The 20,819-nt window shown below is 44.7% G+C and carries 14 protein-coding genes; 10 read left to right on the forward strand and 4 right to left on the reverse strand.

The genetic code is table 11. The features are described 5' to 3' along the window. Positions 1-22: 22 nt before the first annotated feature. A complete protein-coding gene (locus ACJJIS_RS14300; RefSeq protein WP_475708384.1) occupies positions 23-658 on the reverse strand; it encodes a CHAP domain-containing protein in 636 nt (211 codons plus the stop codon). Positions 659-1,038: 380 nt separating this feature from the next. On the opposite strand from ACJJIS_RS14300, the gene ACJJIS_RS14305 reads away from it, so the two are divergent. The 4 genes from ACJJIS_RS14305 to ACJJIS_RS14320 all read left to right on the forward strand — a co-directional run bounded on the left by ACJJIS_RS14305 (position 1,039) and on the right by ACJJIS_RS14320 (position 7,704). Then, entirely contained in the window at positions 1,039-2,628 is a 1,590-nt protein-coding gene (locus ACJJIS_RS14305; RefSeq protein ID WP_475708385.1) for a VCBS domain-containing protein, read from the forward strand. A 22-nt stretch (positions 2,629-2,650) separates the two neighbouring features. Next, the gene (locus ACJJIS_RS14310; protein WP_475708386.1) at positions 2,651-2,947 is read left to right on the forward strand and encodes a hypothetical protein; all 297 of its coding nucleotides are present in this window, start codon (positions 2,651-2,653) and stop codon (positions 2,945-2,947) included. 576 nt (positions 2,948-3,523) lie between these two features. After that, complete coding sequence (locus ACJJIS_RS14315) at positions 3,524-4,606, forward strand: efflux RND transporter periplasmic adaptor subunit (protein ID WP_444912558.1); 1,083 nt, start codon at positions 3,524-3,526, stop codon at positions 4,604-4,606. Further along, positions 4,603-7,704: an efflux RND transporter permease subunit gene (locus tag ACJJIS_RS14320; protein ID WP_475708387.1), complete on the forward strand. Its 3,102-nt coding sequence runs from the start codon at positions 4,603-4,605 to the stop codon at positions 7,702-7,704. Before ACJJIS_RS14315 ends, ACJJIS_RS14320 begins: the two co-directional genes overlap by 4 nt. Positions 7,705-8,313: 609 nt before the next feature. Here ACJJIS_RS14320 and ACJJIS_RS14325 read toward each other — a convergent pair. Then, positions 8,314-9,528 carry a hypothetical protein gene (locus tag ACJJIS_RS14325; RefSeq protein WP_475708388.1) on the reverse strand — a complete coding sequence of 405 codons (1,215 nt, stop codon included), beginning with the start codon at positions 9,526-9,528 and terminating at the stop codon, positions 8,314-8,316. Positions 9,529-9,686: 158 nt separating this feature from the next. Then, positions 9,687-11,288: a sodium:solute symporter gene (locus ACJJIS_RS14330; RefSeq protein WP_475708389.1), complete on the reverse strand. Its 1,602-nt coding sequence runs from the start codon at positions 11,286-11,288 to the stop codon at positions 9,687-9,689. Positions 11,289-11,534: 246 nt separating this feature from the next. On the opposite strand from ACJJIS_RS14330, the gene ACJJIS_RS14335 reads away from it, so the two are divergent. From ACJJIS_RS14335 to ACJJIS_RS14360, 6 genes are all read left to right on the forward strand, one after another. Continuing rightward, complete coding sequence (locus ACJJIS_RS14335; protein WP_444932671.1) at positions 11,535-12,755, forward strand: ROK family transcriptional regulator; 1,221 nt, start codon at positions 11,535-11,537, stop codon at positions 12,753-12,755. Positions 12,756-12,869: 114 nt separating this feature from the next. Then, positions 12,870-13,856, forward strand: coding sequence for a glycoside hydrolase family protein (locus tag ACJJIS_RS14340; protein ID WP_444932670.1), 987 nt, complete (start codon positions 12,870-12,872; stop codon positions 13,854-13,856). Between the two features lie 353 nt (positions 13,857-14,209). Continuing rightward, positions 14,210-16,714, forward strand: a complete 2,505-nt coding sequence (locus ACJJIS_RS14345) for a TonB-dependent receptor (protein ID WP_475708390.1) — start codon at positions 14,210-14,212, stop codon at positions 16,712-16,714. A gap of 197 nt (positions 16,715-16,911) precedes the next feature. Further along, the gene (locus tag ACJJIS_RS14350; protein ID WP_475708391.1) at positions 16,912-17,844 is read left to right on the forward strand and encodes an ROK family protein; all 933 of its coding nucleotides are present in this window, start codon (positions 16,912-16,914) and stop codon (positions 17,842-17,844) included. Between the two features lie 245 nt (positions 17,845-18,089). Then, entirely contained in the window at positions 18,090-18,989 is a 900-nt protein-coding gene (locus ACJJIS_RS14355; protein ID WP_475708392.1) for an alpha/beta hydrolase, read from the forward strand. A 100-nt stretch (positions 18,990-19,089) separates the two neighbouring features. Then, positions 19,090-19,437, forward strand: coding sequence for a hypothetical protein (locus ACJJIS_RS14360; RefSeq protein WP_444935424.1), 348 nt, complete (start codon positions 19,090-19,092; stop codon positions 19,435-19,437). Between the two features lie 858 nt (positions 19,438-20,295). On the opposite strand, the gene ACJJIS_RS14365 is transcribed toward ACJJIS_RS14360, so the two are convergent. After that, positions 20,296-20,817 carry a hypothetical protein gene (locus ACJJIS_RS14365; RefSeq protein ID WP_444935423.1) on the reverse strand — a complete coding sequence of 174 codons (522 nt, stop codon included), beginning with the start codon at positions 20,815-20,817 and terminating at the stop codon, positions 20,296-20,298. Between the last annotated feature and the right edge of the window lie 2 nt (positions 20,818-20,819).

A 20,819-nucleotide genomic window follows, 5' to 3' on the forward strand; every position in this document is an offset into this window, starting at 1 on the left:
AAATAACCCTCTGAAAAGTTGATCACTCTTTGCGCAACCATCCGAGAATACGGTTATTCTCTACATACCATTGCCCTGGGGGCATGAAAATAAGTGGGTAACGCTCTCGGGAGGGAGAAAATGGACCCGCGTTCTGCTGAATAATCTCCAGGGTAGCATTCTCTATATCTACCATAGAAACGATAGCTACATGGCCATAAGGGTTAAAAAGGGAGGGGCTATAAACAACGATATCGCCAATATTCGGAGGGGTATTACCTTGGTTGTGAAACTGCAGTAATCCTCTTTTGGTATTCACACTCCCGTGCTGGACTGTCAGGTCAAAAAAATCTCTAGCATGTCCAAATGTATCCGGCATTCGATGCCCAAATCGCTCGTAATAATAGCGCTTAACAAACTCAACACACTGGTACCTTAGGCCAAGATTATAACCGTCTTCCGAGGTGTTGCGCTCTTCAACATTATTAACTCCTCCATTGTAATAAACTTCTACCCCATGAAGTGAGTCTATAATCTCTCCGACAGAATAAGCTGTATTAAGGTTTAGGCGAGTAGCCAGTTGATATATCACGGCGATCAAACGCCCTATACCGGCCACAACAACAATTAACCTACCCTTCCTTCCACCTTCTTTGATTGTTTCAACGAAAGACAACATCCATATTTCCCTCTAATCAACCCCAACTAAAAACACCCCAATTTCAGACTCCCACCTGTGCAAAAAAGCAAATGGGGTTAAGTGCACTCTACGTTCAAATATAGGTCTCATTCCTTTATCCTACTCATTACACCTAGTTAACTTTTTGAACCCTGTCATCAATTGCTCAAACGGGGTTCACACTACTTACAGGCGCTAATAGCAATTGATCCAACACCGTCACAACCTGCCAAAAAAGCGATAGCTATTTTGCCTTAGGTGACCCAGAATCCAAATATAGTTATTTAACTAATAATCAGCAGGAACCGGGCCACTGAGCAGCTGTCCATCAATTACAAATCGCCTTGCTCAATTAGATTAAGAAATACGTCGAGTTTGTCATGCCTGATACCCTAAAATTCCTTACAGCATTCAGCTTATCGGTTCTCCTTACAGCTTGTGGAGGAGGGTCCAGCAGTAGTAATTCCAACGATGAGACTACTGAAACCGAAACAAGTACCGACAGCGGAGACAACAGTGGTTCTGATGATTCCGATAACGGGGACGACGACAGTGATGAAGAAACGGGGGGCTACACTTTTAACCCCAGTAATCCCCTGGCATCACTTATCGTAGGGACACAAGAGTATGCCAGTGGCACTCTCACCCTTGAGGATACCGATAGCAATAGCCCCACCTTTCAAGCCAGTAGTGTGGCTGGAAGCTATGGAGATTTCACTCTCTATGAAAGTGGAAACTGGGAATATCAATTAAACACCAATTCCCAGAATCTGAATGATGGTGATTCCGTAGAGGACACAATCTCTTTTCAGCTCACCGATGGTAGTACCCTCTCTGTAGTGTTCTCTATTCAAACCATCGAAGCCACAGAAAGCAGCATTGTCTTTATCTTTATGAACTTCTCAGATGCCGCCGTAGAAGATGATCTAAGCATTACCCAAATTGCAAATATGGCTTTCAATGACACGGATTCTCTTGATAATGCCTACCATGAAAACTCCCTGGGACAACTAAAGTTCAGCCGCCATCTAAGCAATGACACCTCACTAGATCAATACTGCTACGGTGAAGACAATGATGAGAGCACTTCTATAGACTGCTTTACCTACAACATTGCCGACAGCCAGAATGGTGGTGTACTGAGCATCGAAGATGCGGAATCTCGCTCGGGAAGTGAATATAACGATAGCGGCTATACATGGAGAGATAGGGCAACCAGCTGGATCGAAAGCAATTACCTAGACTCCAACAACCAACCTGTAGAGCTCAACGATTGGCGTCATCGGGTCTACATTTTCCCGGAAGCAGCGGCCAGTGCAGGACTGGTTGGCACAGGAGTCGCCTCTGTCGGAGGCCGCTGGAGCATGATAATTGCAGATAGTGATCAACTGATTATGGGCCATGAAATTGGGCACAATATTGGCTTGAGCCACGCCGGCAATGACGATAATAATGATGGGGATACCAACGATAGCGGTGAGAGTGAATATGGTAGTGACGGCTCCCTAATGGGCAATGCTTGGCAATCACGACTCTTTGGAAGCGGTCATCGTGACTATATGGGCTGGTATGACTCATTCCCCGGATACACTGAAACTATTGAGGCAGTCGCAGGCAGCACCACTAATATTGAGTTTCAAGCCATAGAACTTACTGCTGGTGAGCTTAGTAGCGATCTACCTCAACTCTTAAAGGCCGAAAGTATTGGTAGCAGGAATGGAGAAAACTACTATTACATCGAATACCATGTCGAGCACGACACCCTCAACCCCCGTCCACACCACGAAAATGCGGTAACGGTTCACTATCTTAGCGGCACCAGTAATAACAATGTTACCGCCAACCAGGTAGCCACACTGTCAACTACCGGGGACAGCTTTACTGACTCATCTGCTGGAATCACTATTGAATTCCTATCCACTGAAAACAGCACCAACTCTGCAACTGTTTCTGTAACTTACGATGAATAATTTAGTGGGGAGTAAGACCGCAATGAAAAATCTACCCTTAGCCCTACTTCTCGCCCTTTCCTCTTCAGCGATTGCCGAAGAGACCGTAACTGGCGTGTTAGAGGAAGAGATCTCCGAGAACTTTCAAACAGGAGAAGTGGATCATCGCTTCTCCGTAAAAGATGAAACTAGCGGTGAGTACTACTTTATCGACGCCAAAGAGGCAAAGCAGAAAGGTATGCAATCTGGTGAGCGAGTACGTATTCATGGAGAGCGAGAAAACAAACGGCGTTTTCGTATACGTGAATCTCAACGTCTGGAGTTAAGACGAGAGGAGTAACGCCCTTTCTAACTATAATTTTAACTCCTACCACACAAATTCCGCATAGATCAATTCGGGTGTACAGAACATTATCAGTGCACCCGATTAACACAACACCAATTAGCCTAACACCTGGCCACCTCAGACCTAGATACATTTTACTGACCAAATTATTAAAGCTAATTATTTAAGTCTTATAATATCGGCACATCTTTACCATTTAAGTAAGTTGCAAACACACCTATTCAAACTACGCCGATAGAAAACCCGAGCAGGCAAGTCACTCTGAAATTCACAACGCCACTCCTGCCGTCATTTCCAGCTGAGCATATAAGCACTGCAATATATGCAGTAAAACCTAGTTATTGGCGCCAAAGACATCCATTGTGAAAGTTGACATTTTATAAAATTCTGAACGTGAACAACTCACCCCTTGTAGATTTCATCTTACCGCACCGAGATTGCAGCAAATAGCTCATCCAAATACCTTTTAGTCAAATATAATACTAAAGGCATTTCAGTCTCTTTAATTTTAAATACTAATTACCGCGCTTAAGCAATTAACTCAGAAATAAAACCGACCAGAGCCTCAGGATGAGAAACAGTAAAATTAAAAAGCTCTTTATGGGCAGCATCCCACCTATTCTGTTAATTATTGGCTCCAATAGCCTTGCCAACGATAGCCGCACAGTACTGGTAGAAGCAGCACAACCCTGGGAGCAAGCTATTAGAACAAAGTTATTTTGCTCTGTATCATCCCCTGCCTTACATCAAATATCTAGTCACTCAGATGCTGAACTTATAGAAATAAAGCCTGTTGGCTCCATTATCAAAGCTGGTGAGCTAGTAGCAGCCCAGGATGACTTTTATCTCTCCCAGCAAATGAAGATCATTCGCACCGATATTGAATTAACACAAAGCCAGCTTAACTATGCAGAAGAAGAACTAGGTAGACTGGAGAAACTTCGCTCAGCCGACATGGTTTCTCAGTCTCATTTAAATAACCTTAAGCTCAATGTGGACACCTATCAATTAACCAAGCAAAGACTCGAACAACAACTAAATACAGCTGAATATCGTTCTAAACGACTACTGCACTACGCAAAAACCGATAGTCAAGTTTTAAGCATAGAAGCTAATCCTGGAGAAAACCTCAATCCAGGACAAAGAATTATGCAGTTACTCCCACTAACTGAAAACCAAATTGAATGTAGTCTCCCTGAAGAACACATAAATAAAGAAAGCCTGCTAAGCAATAGCACCTTCAAAATTAAGGAGCAAGATATTGAACTCAGAAATATCAGCCATATAGTAAACCCAGAAACACAGAACTTTAATCTCTACTTTAAAGTAAACAGACAAAAATTCAAATCCTTACTGGTTGGGCAGCGATTTGAAATAACTATGTTTACCCCTTTCGCGGGTCATAGCGAGCAAGAATACATTACTAGAATTCCTAGTGACGCCGTAATTCTTGAGAATGGGCGACAATATAAGGTTTGGACTCTAGACAACGACCAAAGAGCAGTTAGTACCAGGGTGCAAATAATAGATACTCTCGATAATTACTTTGTTGTACGTTCAAGTATTGCTCCTGGCGATCTTTTGATTGTACTGGGTTACGAAGGATTACAGCTCAATGAAGCCGTTACTCCTACAAAGAGGGAAAACACATGAAGTCCCTGGAGAAATACAGCTCAATTATCATCTGTTGTACCTTTACCCTAATAATAGCCGGGGTTATAGCCGGGATAAATTTACCAAACGCCCTACTCCCATCCATTAATCGCCCACAAATTGCACTCGCAACCTCCTGGCCAGGAAAGACCGCAGAAGAAATAGAACAAATACTAATTGCTCCGCTAGAACAGGAACTCTCCAGCCTAAGCCACCTAAAAGAATTGCAAACCAATGTTAATAGTAGCTGGGCTTGGACCGTAATTGACTTCCATTCGGAGGCAAATATGGAGAAAATGTATATTGAGGTCCTCTCCAAAATCAACCAAGTACCCAATTGGCCAACACAAGTTCGCACACCGGATGTATTCAATTTTGCAAATGGTGCAGGGGCTACGCTTGGATCCTTTTTCCTATATTCTGAGAAGCCAGCTAGCGAACTTAAATTAATCGACGCGTTTATAAATCATGTAAAGCCAGCCTTTAGCAAAGTTCCTGGTGTACAGTCCATTGAAGAGGCCGGCACACCCACTGCCCAAAGGGTCGATATTGAGTTCGATCCAGAAAAGATGACTCGGTACTCTTTAACCATTAGTGAGATAACCGAAAATCTAAACAATTTAACGGATCGCTCGGGAGGAAATCTAAAAATTGGATCAAAAGATTATGCCCTTCATTTTAAGGGGCAGATCCCACTAGAGGAACTTTCAACGCTACCTATCGCAACACGAGAAAGCCAAATCATTCAACTCTCGGATATTGCTTCGGTAAAAGAGCGTGTAGCTTCAGATTGGTTATATTTTGCCCTTGAAGGCAATAGATCTCTATACTTCTACCTACGCCCTACCGAAAATGTCAATGTTCTAGAAACTATCGCCCAGCTCAAATCAACAATAGAAGAATTAAATGACGGAGAGTTAAATCGATTGGGGATGAAGCTCGCCATAAGCCGGGATGACTCCACGGGTATTCAGAATTCCCTCAGCCTGGTATACGGAAGCCTCTTGCTGGGATCACTACTCGCCTGCCTGGTCATTTATTGGTTTTTACGTAACCCCAGAACTCTAACCCTAATATTTCTAAGCATTCCCATTTGTATCTCTCTGGTGGTTCTGGGAATGTATCTTGGAAATAGAAGCATGAACGTTGTTTCACTTGCAGGGATTGCACTTTCTATCGGGTTAATGGTCGATGCAGCAATTATTGTCGTAGAAAACATTCAAAGACTGCGCAAGCAGGGTATAAATATTCAGGAAAGTATCACGCGGGGAACCAAAGAAGTTTCGGGCCCATTAGTTTCATCTACAATCTCCAGTGTTATCGTGTTCCTGCCCATTATTGCTATGCAGTCAGCAACAGGGCAGCTTTTTCAAGACCTGGCCTTCACAATTTCAAGCGCATTATTAGCATCACTATTGTTTGCTCTACTAATACTACCCTCATTGGCCAGACACTTACTTGGAAAAGCAGCAATTTCTGAGGAGGGATCCAGTAGTATTAAAATCAATAAGGTGCTTGAATGGTGGGTGAAGCTTTCTATCCGTTCTGCAAGCAATCCTAAGCTAGCCTCCACTGTGATTTTGTTAGGATTACCCGTCGCACTCATCGCTACCTTCTTTTCCATCCCTGACATTGATGTCCTCCCAGACCCTAAACAAAATATGGTCTCTGTTTATATCAACTTTGAAAGTCCTTTATCTACAGAGACCATAAAAAATGAAATTGGGGAACGGGTCGTAAATAGAATCACAGCCAATAGAGAAGAAATAGAGAACCAAGTTTCAACCTATGGAATAATTTGCAACCCAAATAATTGCAATCTCTATCTATACACAAAAGGGGACTGGGATTTTGAAGAACTAAAGAGTTGGCTAAATGAAAAAGCTCTCTTTGGACTAATTGGGACTCGAATACATTTCAGGCAAGGTGGTTTATTAAGGTTTGCCCTACCCAACAACCGTATTAGCCAGTTAGATATCAAAGGGGCAGAGCTATCTCGACTACAGATGGCGGGAAGTGAGCTGATGAGTCATTTACGCTTAGAATTTCCAGAAGCGCAAATTCAAGAGGGAAGCGCACTTCAAAATAGAGCGGTTCGTATTGAATTCCAACCCAAGCTAGTACAATTAGCTCGTTTAGGTATTACAATATCGGAATTAAATCATCATCTGATGGCTTTAACCGATGGAATATATATTGGGTACTTCTATACGGGAACCAACACTCTTCCTTTTTACTTTAAAGCAAGAGAACCGCAAAATCTTGAGACGCTCCTAAATACAGAGATACTGATTAACAGTCACGGCTTTATTCCTCTACGTGAATTGACCGACGCCAAAATCACTCAAGCGCCAGCCAGTATACTTCGTGTCGGCCAGGAAGTGAGTGCATCAATAAACTTAACTCCTCCCGAAGGCGTTGCCATGAAGTCATTTGTCGAGGATGTTGATCAATCTGTGAAAGAGTTTCTATCAGAAAGTTCCTACAATGATCTTCATACACAGTTTAGAGGTAGCGCCAATGAACTCAACTTGTTCCTCAGTGAGTTCCTGAAAATTTTTGCAGCAGCTATCGCAGTATTGGCCTTATTAATGTATTTCGCCCAAAGGTCCGCAAAGTTAGCAGCAGCAGTACTCTGTGCTGTACCCTTATCATTTGCAGGCGGAATGATTAGCTTACAAATTTTAAATCTATTTACCCCCCAAAGCCTGGATGTAATAACCATGATCGGCTTTGTAATCTTAATGGGACTGGTAGTTAATAATGCGATATTACTCGTCAACCAATTTAATAAGTCATTGCAAAACGGAGCCAATCAATTGGAGGCGATATATATGGCTGCCAGCTTGCGTGTCCGCCCCATTATGCTTACAACAATTACCTGTATCTTTGGCAATATCCCTTTAGTGCTTAACCCCGGAAGTAGCGCAGCTATCTATCGCGGTCTAGCTGCGGTTATTACTGGCGGAATGGTGTTTAGCGCCTTATTTGTCTTGGCATTTATGTCTGCTTTGCTATCACAGAAACTGTTTAGTCCTAATACATCTCAAACTACTCATAAGGATGACCTGAAACTGCCAGAAGCCACTACTGCGTGATATCCCTCTTTTGACCTCGATTTATTCACGCCCAAACTGGAAGCCTTATTTTGGTGCCAGAATGGGCGTTAATACCCACTCCGAAAAGTACTTTGCGACGCAGTGCGCGACTTATTCAAGTGACTTTATTTGCTATAGTTTTACAAGATGTAGTTAACCAACATGGAGAGCAAAGGTTTAATTACCACTTATAAATTGGTAAGGAATCAAGGATGAAGTCTCTAATATATTTACTTTTGAGTATCCCATTTACACTGCCACTTATCAGCGATGCCGCTTGGACAGAGAAGGCGCAAATTTACTACTTAAAAGTACACTCGAATGGTGTAGATGTCAGACTTAGAGGATTTGTCAATCCAGAGACCGAGGTGAGCTGCGTGAGCAAAAACACCTTTTTTCTTATCAATGACGACTCTGCCATATACAACACCAAAGTATCTTTTCTGCTTTCCGCTTATATGTCCCAGAAAACTGTAAAGTTTAGTTATTACGGATGTGAAGATGACAGGATTCGCTTAGGCTCAATCCGGTTTCATGATGAGTAGCCAAATCTCATATGATTGACTGGCCCTTTATAATTTGGGCCAGTCAATTCTTATCAATATCAATCTAAAAAATATCCGGATCATCTATCAAACTTGCATTTTCCAACCCATAGTACTCGATCACCCAAGCATAACTCTGGTATATCTCATAACGAGTCGGATAGGCCCGCCCCACTTCATCCCAGCGTTTCCGCGCATTGGAATAGCTGGAACCTTTGATAACTCCTGACAACTCGAACTCATCACCATTATGGGGATTCATGACCGTTGTGGTATAGGGAACTTCAACCTCGCTATTTTCCACCATCATCCGCGCCATCATCAATCCATAGGCGGGTACATTAGATGGCATGGCATCTTTAACAGTTTCCTGGTTGCTTTTGGTCGATGTTTCCCCAACGGTCGTTGAAACACTAAAAGTCTCAGAAAAACTGAATGTAATGGAGCCACTATTTTCAACAGTGCCGGGAACACCGACTTTGTAACCCTCGGTCAAGCTAACTCCAGCAGTAACCGAAATACCCATAGTATTAGTCCAGGTATCTGTTTCACTCTTCCCGTCGGTATACCAGACTTCTGTACTGTCGTGTTGGGCAATACTGCCAGAGTTCTCAAGTAATCTCTCACCAAAGAATGTCCTGGTATTGTTGGGGGTTTCCACAATCTGATCCCAGTGAATCTCTACGCCAGATTCCACCAATTCCAAACGATCCGCAACGCAAGGGTAAATACTCCAAACTTTACTATCACTCGCAGTACCAGCAAATCCAACTACTGACCGGGTTCCAATACTTAGATGGTATTCCTCCCACTTATACCAGCCATTATTACCTCCAAAGGTAATATCACGGGTTGAGTTATCAGCCATGTCTTTCAAGTAGACTCGAATCCTGGAAATATTGCCATCGCGCTTTTTATAGAAGCGCCAACCCTGAATATATTCGGTAGCACCAAGCAACTTTCGATACCCGGAGATAGTGGTTTTACCAACCTCCTCATCTCCTGCATATAAGTATTCGAGTTTTAACCCTTTGATTCTCTCATCACCGCTAAAACTGGTTATAGCGGTGATCTTATCTCCAGGGATTCGGGTGGTAACATAGCTATCGCACATATCGAAATCGCTACCATTCCCACTCTTACCATACTGAAATATTGTATCGTACCTTAGGGTCCCACCATTATCTGATGTATTAAAGTACTGATCCAAAATATTTTCTGTTGCACTAATCTGCACAGAAGCCAATAAACCTAACATCGCTGTGACGAAATACTTCATAGTCAACACCTTCTTTATAAGATTATTCTTTTAAACGGATACAACTATCTGAGTACAACCTTTTGTCAACTTCGTCCGTGTCCAACCCTCCTGTATTGCCTTTATTGTTTAAGTTTTCCATCCTGTGGGGTGAAAAATAGAAGTAATCTGACTTCGCGCTACCAGAACGAACCCACCACCAACGCAGTAACCACAAGCAGTAGCACAGACTGAACTCGATAGTTTTTCCATAGTGGCTGCGTTTTCAGGGATACGGTCTCAGTGTCAAAATCACTTTTAGACCAAGTGAAAGATTTGGCTTCTTCGCTAATCTTAGTAGGATAAAGTAGGCTGGCAATCACCAATACCAGTGAACAGAAGACAAATAAAATTGGAGCAATATAGAGGAAATGTAAGTTTGTCCAGTCGAAGACTTCATTGACAAAAAAGAGGCCAACACCGCCCAAGGTGCCTAACAGCAAAGTAGCTATAGCTCCCTTGGAGTTAGCACCACGCCAAAAGAATCCGATCAGGAAAAGTGCCAGTACAGGGGGAACTGCATAGGAAAGTACCTTCTGCAGATACTGGAATAAGGAACCAAAACTCTCAATTTGTGGTGCCCAAAGTACGGCAAGTATCATAAAGATAAAGGTGACCAGCTGACCTACACGCATTAACTGGTGCTGGTTTAGGCCCGGAAAAAACTTCCGCACAAAGTCCATGGTCACCAGCGTGGAAGCTGAATTAAGCGTGGAATCAATTTGTGACATTAGTGCAGCAACAAAACCTGCCAACACTAGCCCCAGGATACCAACAGGCAACAGCTCAAATAACAGAGTGGGATAAACCATATCTGCGCGCTCTAGCTCGGGGAAAATAACAATCGCCATAGTGCCAGGCAGAACCATGATAAACAGCACGGGAAGTTTGAGCAGACCGGCAAATAAGGCTCCCCAGCGGCCGTGATTAACATCTTTTGCACTGAGTACCCTTTGCACCATAAATTGGTTAGTACACCAGAAATAAAAGCCCAGCAAAGTGACTCCCGTAATTAGCCCCAACCAGGGTACGCTCGAATCACCAATGGGCCGTATCAGACTCAATTGTTCCGCCGAGACCTGGGATACAACATTTTCCCAACCTCCTGCGCGATCCAGGGCAAAAATACTGATCAGGATTGAACCAAATATCAACAGCAGCGCCTGAATGGTGTCGGTATAAATAACCGCAGCCAAACCTCCACAGATGGTGTAGATACCCGCGATCACCGCCAAAATTGAAATCGTGGTCCAAATTGGTAATTCAGGAAATATCAATTTCATTACCAGGGCCCCTGCATAGAGGCTACCTGCAGTATCAACCACAATATTCAGGAAAATAGTCAATCCCGAAAAATAAGTGCGCGCGGTGCTGTTAAAGCGACGCTCAAGCATTTCCGGCATCGTGTAAATGCGCGAGCGAAGAATTGTGGGCAGATAGAAAACGGCAAAGAAAACCAGGATAACCGCCGCCATCCACTCATAGTTAAAGACCGCTATGCCAGTGCTGTAAGCATCTCCGGCTAAGCCGATCAAAGTGGTACTCGATATATTGGAAGCGAACAGGGATAAGCCAATCAAGGGCCATACCATTTTCCTCCCAGCGAGGAAGTAATCCTCTGCAGTATCGTGGCGGCGACTTAGGAAGAGCCCAAGGGCGATGGTGAAAACGAAATAGACGACCAGAATGGTCGCATCGACTGGGTGGAGACCAAAATCGACCGGCATAACTTCCTCGTTCACTGCTAGCAGCGTATTTTTAGAATGATTTGCTTGAACTTGGCCGAAAATTAAATCACAGTGATTTAATTAAGTAAAGCCAAGCTTCAACAAACAAAAAAAGTTATATTAATCAATAGGTTATATAAACTCTGATCTTAGTACCAACGAAGTCAATAGACTAAGCAAAGGCTTTAAAGTTACACTTTTAACAATAGAATCGGACAATCAGTGGCCGGATCAGATCACGTTTCATCTCAGGGGGCACGGATGGGTAAAGGTAGCAATTCCAGTGGTTTACGCCGTTATAACGAGCGAGTGGTGCTTACAACCCTGCGGAAGACTGGCGCAGCCTCCAAGTCCGACCTAGCGCGCCAAACTGACCTCACCGCTCAGGCGGTTACCCGGATTGTCGATGATTTGGAAAGCGCAGGGCTGGTAATGCGAGAGGGGCGCCGACTGGGCGGCAAAGGCCAACCCTCGATTATGTACGTTATTAACCCTACTGGTGCTTACTCTGTCGGCATCAAGGTGGGACGGCGCAATATCGAGCTGCTACTAATGGATTTTGGTGGCACAGTACTAAAGAAAATTTGCCACGAGTTTGAATTCCCGGAGCCCGAATTTTTATTGGCAAAAATTGAATCGGGCCTCCAGGCACTTACTGATACCCTACCCGCTAAAGACAGAGGGAAACTAGTGGGCGTGGGTATCGCTATGCCCTGGTTTATCGGCGCTTGGACCGAAGAGCTCAATATGAGCAAAGAGCTCGCGGCCCAGTGGAAAGAAATTAACTTTGCTGAAGAAGTTGCTCAGCGCACACACCTGCCGGTTTTCTTCGAGAACGACTGTTCCGCTGCTGCTGTTGCTGAATTGCAGTTTGGCAATGGCCAGGACATATCCAATTTTCTCTACGTTTATATCGGGACCTTTATCGGTGGAGGCCTGGTATTAAATGGCAGCCTGGAAACCGGCGTCCATGGCAATGCGGGCAACCTGGTTTCCCTGCCAGTGCCCCCCTCAAAACTTAGCAGCACCCCTGAAAATCAAGGGGCATTTGAGCTACTCCTCAATCGCGCTTCACTATTTGGGCTGCGCAGACATTTACGAGAGTGCGGCATCGAAATTACCAGCACTTCCGAACTTGAAACAGTGATGGACCAGGCCCGCCCTCAGATCCAAGAATGGCTGGACGACTGTGCAGATGCGCTGGTTTATGCATTTCTATCGGCAATCAGCGTGCTGGACCTGGAGGCTATTATTGTCGATGCGCATTTACCCCGCTTTTTATTAGACGAACTGGTCGAAATGATTTCTCGCAGAATAAAGCAGGTGGCGCCTTCAGGTGTATTTGCGCCCAAAATTGTCAGTGGAAAAATTGGAGTCGACGCTATCGCCACAGGCGGTGCGATTCTGCCTTTTTACTCAATTTTTGCACCGGATAAAACAGTTCTATTAAAGGGCGGAATACCAGGAAGAATATCTACCTGATTGCGCCTTAATTGGAACCCCAGAAAAGCATAAAAATAACTCTGGGCTCCTTAAGAATAATCAAAGTAATAACTCACCGGCAAATTTCCAATCAGCACTAATGAGGTAAATATCATGGCATTTAATCTCGATAATAAATGGGTATGGGATTTTTGGTTCGCGCAGGACGGCGACCAGTACCATGTATTTTACCTTCAAGCCGATAAATCACTGGGCGATCCTGAGCTGCGCCATTGGAATGTATCTGTCGGTCATGCCGTTTCTACGGACCTTATTCATTGGACAACGCTCCAGGATGCATTAAAACCCTCACCTCGAACTGCAACCGCCAGTGAGGAAGCTGCAGACTCTTACACTACCTGGACCGGCTGTGTACACAGAGAAGGCGATACCTGGTATATGTTTTATACCGGTACTAAATACTCGGAGAAAGGCCTGATTCAGCGGGTCTGCCTGGCAACTTCCAAGGACTTATTACACTGGGAAAAACACCCCAACAACCCCCTGGTGGAATTAGATCCCAATTTCTACGATGGCCTGAACCTTGAATATTGGCACGATGCATCCTGGCGTGACCCATGGATCGTTAAAGACCCCACGCAGAATCTCTACCATATGTATCTCACTGCGCGCTGTAACCAGGGCAGCCCTGATGGGCGTGGCGCAGTTGGCTATGCCAGTTCAACGGACTTAATTCACTGGAAAGTGGGGCAACCGGTACTGGCTCCCGGCTGGTATGGCGAAATGGAAGTACCGCAAATTGAATACATCCATGGCCGCTACTACTTATTCTGCTCAGTATCGACAAAGTTCCACAGCGCTGCCCATCGACAATCCATGCAGGGTACACCACTGACTGGCACAAAATATTTTGTCGCCGATGATCTGAATGGCCCATACGAAGTGGTTGGAGATGGCTTTATCGGCGCAGACCAGCAGGGATCACTCTATTCCGGCCGGGTTATCCAGGGGCCGGACCAACATTGGTATCTGCTGGCTTTTAATAGGGACGATGCCGAGGGCAATTTTATCGGCGGTATCTGCGACCCCAAACGCATCGAGTTTATGGACGATGGACAACTGGAATTGGCCAAAGACTAGCAGGCAGGAATCGCAACCAAATCCTTAGGTAGATGCTCACCAGAAGCATCTACTGCCCCTTATCCCCTTCTCCCGCAACCAGTGCTACTTAGAAAGACAAGCAGCGCTGTCACCAAAAGCAAAGATCGATACCGCGAAAATCACTACTTCCCCTTGGTTTACTTATCTATTTGCTGATTCCACTGCGTAAATTCTGCAAATTTTCGTATTGCCTTTATTAAACCACAGTGATTTAATAAATGTGTTCGCGGGGAGAGGTCCCACCCATGCGGTAACAGGAAGAGAGTCTCGAGCCCGCAGAGAACGGGCCGTGAAAAATCTAATAACCATAAGAGATGATTGAGGAGAGCGCCGTGATTGCAGAGGGCTTCCAAGCAGGTTCAGAGACACAGAAACACTTTAAACCACACTCCATAGCCCTGGCAGTTGCCATGGCCTCCAGCGTTGCGGTACCGGCAACAGCTGAGGAAATGCCGGAAATTGAAGAGGTGATGGTTACCGCAACCGCCCGACCGGTTACCAAGATGGAATCCAGCGTATCCGTTAGTGCACTGGACACTGAGGAAATGGCGAAGTACGCCCCGCGCTCTACCGCAGAGCTGTTCCGCAGCTTACCCGGTATTCGGGCGGAATCCTCCGGTGGCGGCGGCAATGCAAATATCACCGTTAGGGGTATTCCCCTGGCAACTGGCGGCTCCAAATATATGCAAATCCAAGAAGACGGATTGCCTGTATTAGAATACGGCGATATTAATTTCGGTAACACTGACAACTTTGTTCGCACCGACTCCTCTCTCGCACGTATAGAAAGCGTACGCGGCGGCTCTGCCTCCACCTTTGCCAGTAATTCCCCTGGCGGTGTGATCAATATGATCAGCAATACCGGCGAAGAAGAAGGTGGTAATGTAGGACTTTCGTTTGGTGCGGACTACGATGAATCCCGCCTGGACTTTGGCTATGGCCACCACTTGAATGATTCTTTGCGATTCTATGTCGGCGGATTTTTAAGAGAGGGGGAAGGCATCCGCGAGACCGGCTTTGATGGGGATTCCGGCGGCCAACTCAAGGCCAACCTCACCAAAGAGTTTGATAACGGTTATGTCCGCCTCTATTACAAACATCTCGATGACCGGGTAACAACTTATCTTCCTGGCCCTGTAACCTATAAAGGCGATGGTGAATTCGGCACGGTTGCCAACTTCGATGCCAGCAGCCAAACCCTGCATTCCGATAATTATCGATACATTTCCACTTTTGATGCCTACGGCAATCCGGTAACCCGCGACTTATCCGACGGTATCGAATCACTGGTGGAAGCCTATGGCTTTGAAACCAAATTCGAATTTAATGATGGCTGGACTGTTACCGACAAATTCAGAATTTCTGATGTTAGCGGCAGCTTTATTTCCCCCTTTACCGATACTTTCGGCGATTACGGACCACAATCCACACAGGATATGGCTGATACCATTTGTGCAAATGCCGTAGGCAGTAGCGGAGAGGCCATAGACTGTAGCGCCGGCACAACGGTGGCTTATGCCAATGGTGAAGAGGCCGAAGGCCTCGCCTATGTCGACCTGCTCTTTGATACAGAAATACACGATTTGGGTCTGATAGTTAACGACTTTAAAGTCGATAAATTAATTGGCGATAATATTGTTGTTTCCGGTGGGTTCTATTACTCCAACCAAAATATCAAAACCAGCTGGAATAGTTGGAATGCCCTAGTTCAAACTGTTGACGGCAGCAATTCTGAAAACCTCACCATAACTGCCAATGCCAACGGAGATGTACTGGTAGATGATGGGGTCTGGTCTGCAAGCTTTCTTTCCTGGGCCTGGGACCTGGAATATGAAACTTATGCACCCTATATGAATGTGGCGATCGACATCGGCGACTTTACCTTCGATGTCAGCGCCCGCCACGATATGGTCAACGCCAAAGGCTCCCTGGTTTCCAGCTGCTGCGGTGGTGATACAGACTACGATCTGAATGGCGATGGTATTATCAGCGATGTGGAAAGTGCTAGCGCTTCCGATGCTTTTGGATTCACCGGCGGCGTCATCACAATGGCCAATGGATCCACCCAGCTCGTTGACTACGATGCAGACAACACCTCTTTCTCTCTCGGTGGAAATTATATTCTCAACGACAGCATGGCTATTTTTGCCCGCTACAGCGAGGGTGGCCGAGCAATTGCCGATCGGCTTCTACAAATTAGCGGCGCCCTCAACAGTGACGGAAGCCTAACCGACACCACCGATGGCTTCGACTCTGTGGACCAGCTGGAAATTGGATACAAACTCTCAACCGGCGATCTGGATTTCTTTGCAACTTACTTCAATACGGTCACTGAAGAGACCAATGCAGAAATCACTAGCGGCTTAACGTTTGTACGCGAGTATGAAGCCCAAGGAGTCGAGCTGGAAGCAGCCTACAGTTATGGAGACTTTTCCGTAAATGGAAACCTCACCTGGACCGATGCCGAAATTTCAAAAGATGCCAACGACAGTTCTGTCGTAGGTAATACGCCGCGCCGTCAAGCTGATTTCATTTACACGATTACACCGCAATATAACTTTGGCGATGACTTTACATTTGGTGCAAGCCTCCAAGGGTCTACAGAATATTTTGTTTCTGACTCCAACCAGTTGAAACAGGAAGGTTATGTCCTGGTCAATCTGTTTGGTTCTTATTACCTGACAGAAGACCTTACCGTTTCCTTTAATGTAAACAACCTCACCGATGAATTTGTTGTTACCGAAGTTGAAGAGTCTTACGCAGAAGTTGGAGACATAGTACGCGGACGGGCTATCAGTGGCCGCTCCACAAGTGTCAGTTTCAATTACGCTTTTTGATCGTTGTTCTTCCCTACTCTAGTAAGTGGTTTGCAGTTCTGCCCATAGCTTTGCAAACCCCGAGCGTCTGGCCCCCACCGGCGCTCGGTTTTTTCTTTCAGAAACAATATAACCAGCTATAAACTATCAGTAGTGTAATTTCAGCAACCATCAACTGATAATACGAATAACTTATGTAACCCGGGGAGCGGATTAGGATGGAAATGCAAGGCAATGCGGTAGATACCTTGCTCGGCGGAATTGAAGCCGGTGGTACCAAATTTAACTGTGTGGTAGCTGCTGGGATTAATGACATCCGTGAGCGAGCCAGCTTCCCAACCACCGATCCAGAACATACGCTATCCAAGGTCGCTCAGTTTTTTCACGAAAGCAGTAAGCGCCACGGCACTGTTTCTGCGCTGGGCATAGCCAGCTTTGGCCCGGTAAACCTGGACCCAGAATCCGCCTACTATGGCTATATCACCCAAACACCTAAAGCTGGCTGGTCCAATACCAATATGGCTGGCTACTTCAGCCAAGCCCTGTCGGTACCAGTTGCTTTCGATACAGATGTTAATGGCGCCGCCCTTGGAGAGCACCTCTGCGGCGCCGCTACAGATGTAAAGAATTTTGTCTACGTAACCATCGGTACCGGTATCGGCGCCGGCATTATGATCGACGGGCAGCTGATCAATGGATCTATGCACCCGGAAATTGGGCATATGTTGATGCCTAGAGACAGCCAAAAGGATTCTTTTAAAGGCAACTGCCCATTTCATAACAACTGCCTTGAAGGACTGGCCTCAGGTCCTGCGATAGAGGAGCGTTGGGGACTGCGTGGCCAACACCTCGAACAACATCATCCGGCCTGGGACCTGGAGGCGGAGTATCTGGCCACTATGTGTGTCAACCTTACCAGCTGCTACTCACCACAGCGGATCATACTGGGGGGTGGAGTGATGATACAGGCGCACCTATTCAACCGTGTAAGACAAAAATTCCTAGCCTTAGCCGGTGGTTACTTTCCCCAAGTCTCAGAAAGTAATATTGAACGGTATATCGTTGCACCAAAACTAGTGGGAAGATCCGGTGAAGTCGGCTCCCTACGGATGGCCCAGCACCTATACAACAGTAAAAACGTCATTGCCTGAACCTGGGAGGGGACATCCCCTTCCTGCCATCCTCTTTTCAGTGGACGTGGTTCCCACGCGCAATATCCCTATTTCTGTGATCACGACCACTTCTTGGGCAAAAACTTGCCATGCAGAGTGATTCCTGCGGCAGTAACCCCCTCCCCAGCTAGCGATTCCCTTTATCTATCTGTTAGGCTTCCATATAGATACCTCTAGTAAGCAGGGCGATAACAGGTAAGTTTCAGCGCCCCTCAGGGATAGCAATGAAAATAATTAGATTATTAGTGATAGGTATTCTTAGTGCCTGTTGCCAGCTGGCAGCAGCCGGCAGTGCCGAACCCACAACTTTCACCCGCCCGGGGATACTGTCCTACAACTTTTACTCTGATTTACTAGAGCGTGAGTACGTTATTGACATAATGCTGCCTCTCTCGTACACCCCGGAAAACACCGATCACTATCCAGTCATTTATATGACCGATGGCTTTCTGCATTTCCCTATGACAGCCCCTAACCTTCTTCAGGAACAGGTTCCCGATGAGTTTGGCAATGTCAAAATGCCCCCTGTAATTCTGGTAGGTATCTCCCACGCTTTTGACAGTCCGAATTTCGCCCAGCGAGTAATGGATTTCACCCCCGTACCTGGTGTGATCAAAGGTGCTGAACTAGGTGGAGGCGCCGATCACTTTCTTGAGTTTATCGAAGAGGAACTCAAACCCTTTATCAATAATAATTTTAAAGGTAACGAAGAAGACGAAACCCTAGTGGGCCATTCCCTGGGTGGGCTTCTGGCTCTCCATGCTCTTTTTAACCACACCAATAGCTTTGACCGATATATCATTGGAAGCCCCAGTATTTGGTGGGCCGATAAGCAAATTTTAGATAGTGAATTGGCCTATGCAGAACGCAATGCCGATTTAGGAAAAAGTGTGTATTTATTTATTGGTGGTGAGGAGACTTGCAGTGAAATCGACTCAGTTTGCGCAGTAAAAGACTTCTCTCAACTAGTAAAAAGACTTAAGTCCCGTAACTACAATAGCCTTACCCTAAGAAAACGTGTATTTGATAACGAGAATCACGGTAGTGTTGTTAATCCAGGTTATGATCGAGGGATAGAAAAGGTATTTAAGACCAGTGTATTACCTAGGAAATATTCCTTCTAAGAGCTGTCTATTTGATTCAGGATAAGTAAGAGCTTGAAAAATAATTTTGTTTAAGTATATTCCTCCCCCTCCATAATTCTCCCTCCCCTCAGGATTAAAAATGAAAAGACTTTTAATAGCATTCGCCAGCTTATTACCCACATTAACCTACGCAGGAGTTTCATCCGATAGTAGCAACAAGCTTTATATTGAATGGATAGAAACCGGCTGGAGTAAAGACACACTGGCAATAGGATTCGATAGGACTATTACTTATAGCGGTACAGACCCCAATTGCGAATGGACAAGAAGTGTGGTTATTAAAGTTAATGAGGATAACTTACACAGTGAGACTTTATCATTAGCCATGGGTGCCCAAATGGCTCACAAACCTGTCACACTATATGTTAAGGATGATTGCTTCAATCAAAGACCTGAACTTATCTCTATACGAGTATGGAATGAATAACACTTGATACAATACCGTCAGCCTAATTTATAGACAATTTCTCATACCTTGTTGGATAGCACTTGAATGAAAAATTGCCTATTCAGTATTTTTCTTTAATTCAGAAAGACTAACTAAATCTTTCACAGATGAACCTATTATGCCCTATGCTCAAGTCCAGTCAGCACAGAAATTGGGCATACTTTCCTAAAAGACATCTATCGAACCAAGGCTTTAGATAACTTTTTTTGCTTGCTTTTTATCTGCCTTCGTACAGGCAGGGGTACAGCCAAAATCAGACAACAAGCTCTACATTGAGTGAATTAAAACCGGATGGGAGGATAATAGCTTGGTTATCAATCTTGATAGACAGACTACATATAACGCTACAGATCCAGGCTACATGAATGATCCCAAGGCAATTTTTCCAGCCTGAATAGTAAGATTATGGGTCAGATGTTATTCATTGTCTTGGCAACACAGATACTCAAAATTCCGTAATGATATATAGAGTATACTTGCAGCTATTCACGCGCTGAACTGACATCCCTACAAATTTGAAGCGAGAAATAATTCAATTTATAGCCTTACTGTGCTGAATAGCGAGACCTGGCAAGGTGGAAATTTTAAAAATAAACTGAAAAAATTCTTACCAACAGTTTCGACTTGATTTAATAGTTATCTGTCTTTCAGAGGACATCCCGTTAAATCAAGCCCGAACTATTACACACCCTACTACCGGTTATGCGAATGGCCTCTAATTTTAAACATATATTTAGATCTTTCTTCAGAAATTATTACGGTAGTTGCTTTCTAGCAACCACCGCAATACACCGTAACGACACCAAACAATATCTTTGAATAGGCAAATAAACAAACTTATTTACTGCGGCCTCGTTCATTCAATATCTGCAAGAGATCAGAATCACCTTTTATCCAAAATTTTTCAGATTTTGGGAATACCTCTTCAGGGTAATCATTTGAAAAATCTATAAACTCTCCCTTCCATTCATTCGGAATATAAACCTCCATTTTGGTTCCCTCATAATAGAATGCGCCGACCACCTTGCGGTCGAAATCGACAAAAATTGTCGGAAAAATTTCACCAACATCCCACCATGAATGCGCAGAAGGAAATTTTTTCGCAAGAAGCAAGCTAAGAGTGTCTTTTTGAATCTTCTTCGGCTCCATCTTTTGCAAAAATAATTCAAAATTATTATCTGCAATAGAGTGGATACCAAACCTATCTGAATCATCAAGCTCCGGCATAGAGTAACCCGCATCGATATAAGCTTGTCTCAACTTATTCAAATCCAGAATCCAATCTGCACGCTTGCTCCTATAGTAAGAGATTTCGTCCTTAAACTTTACAACTGCAACAATCTTTTCTTGAAGTGACATTC

It is taken from the genome of Microbulbifer maximicatervae (SeqCode) (assembly GCF_056231245.1).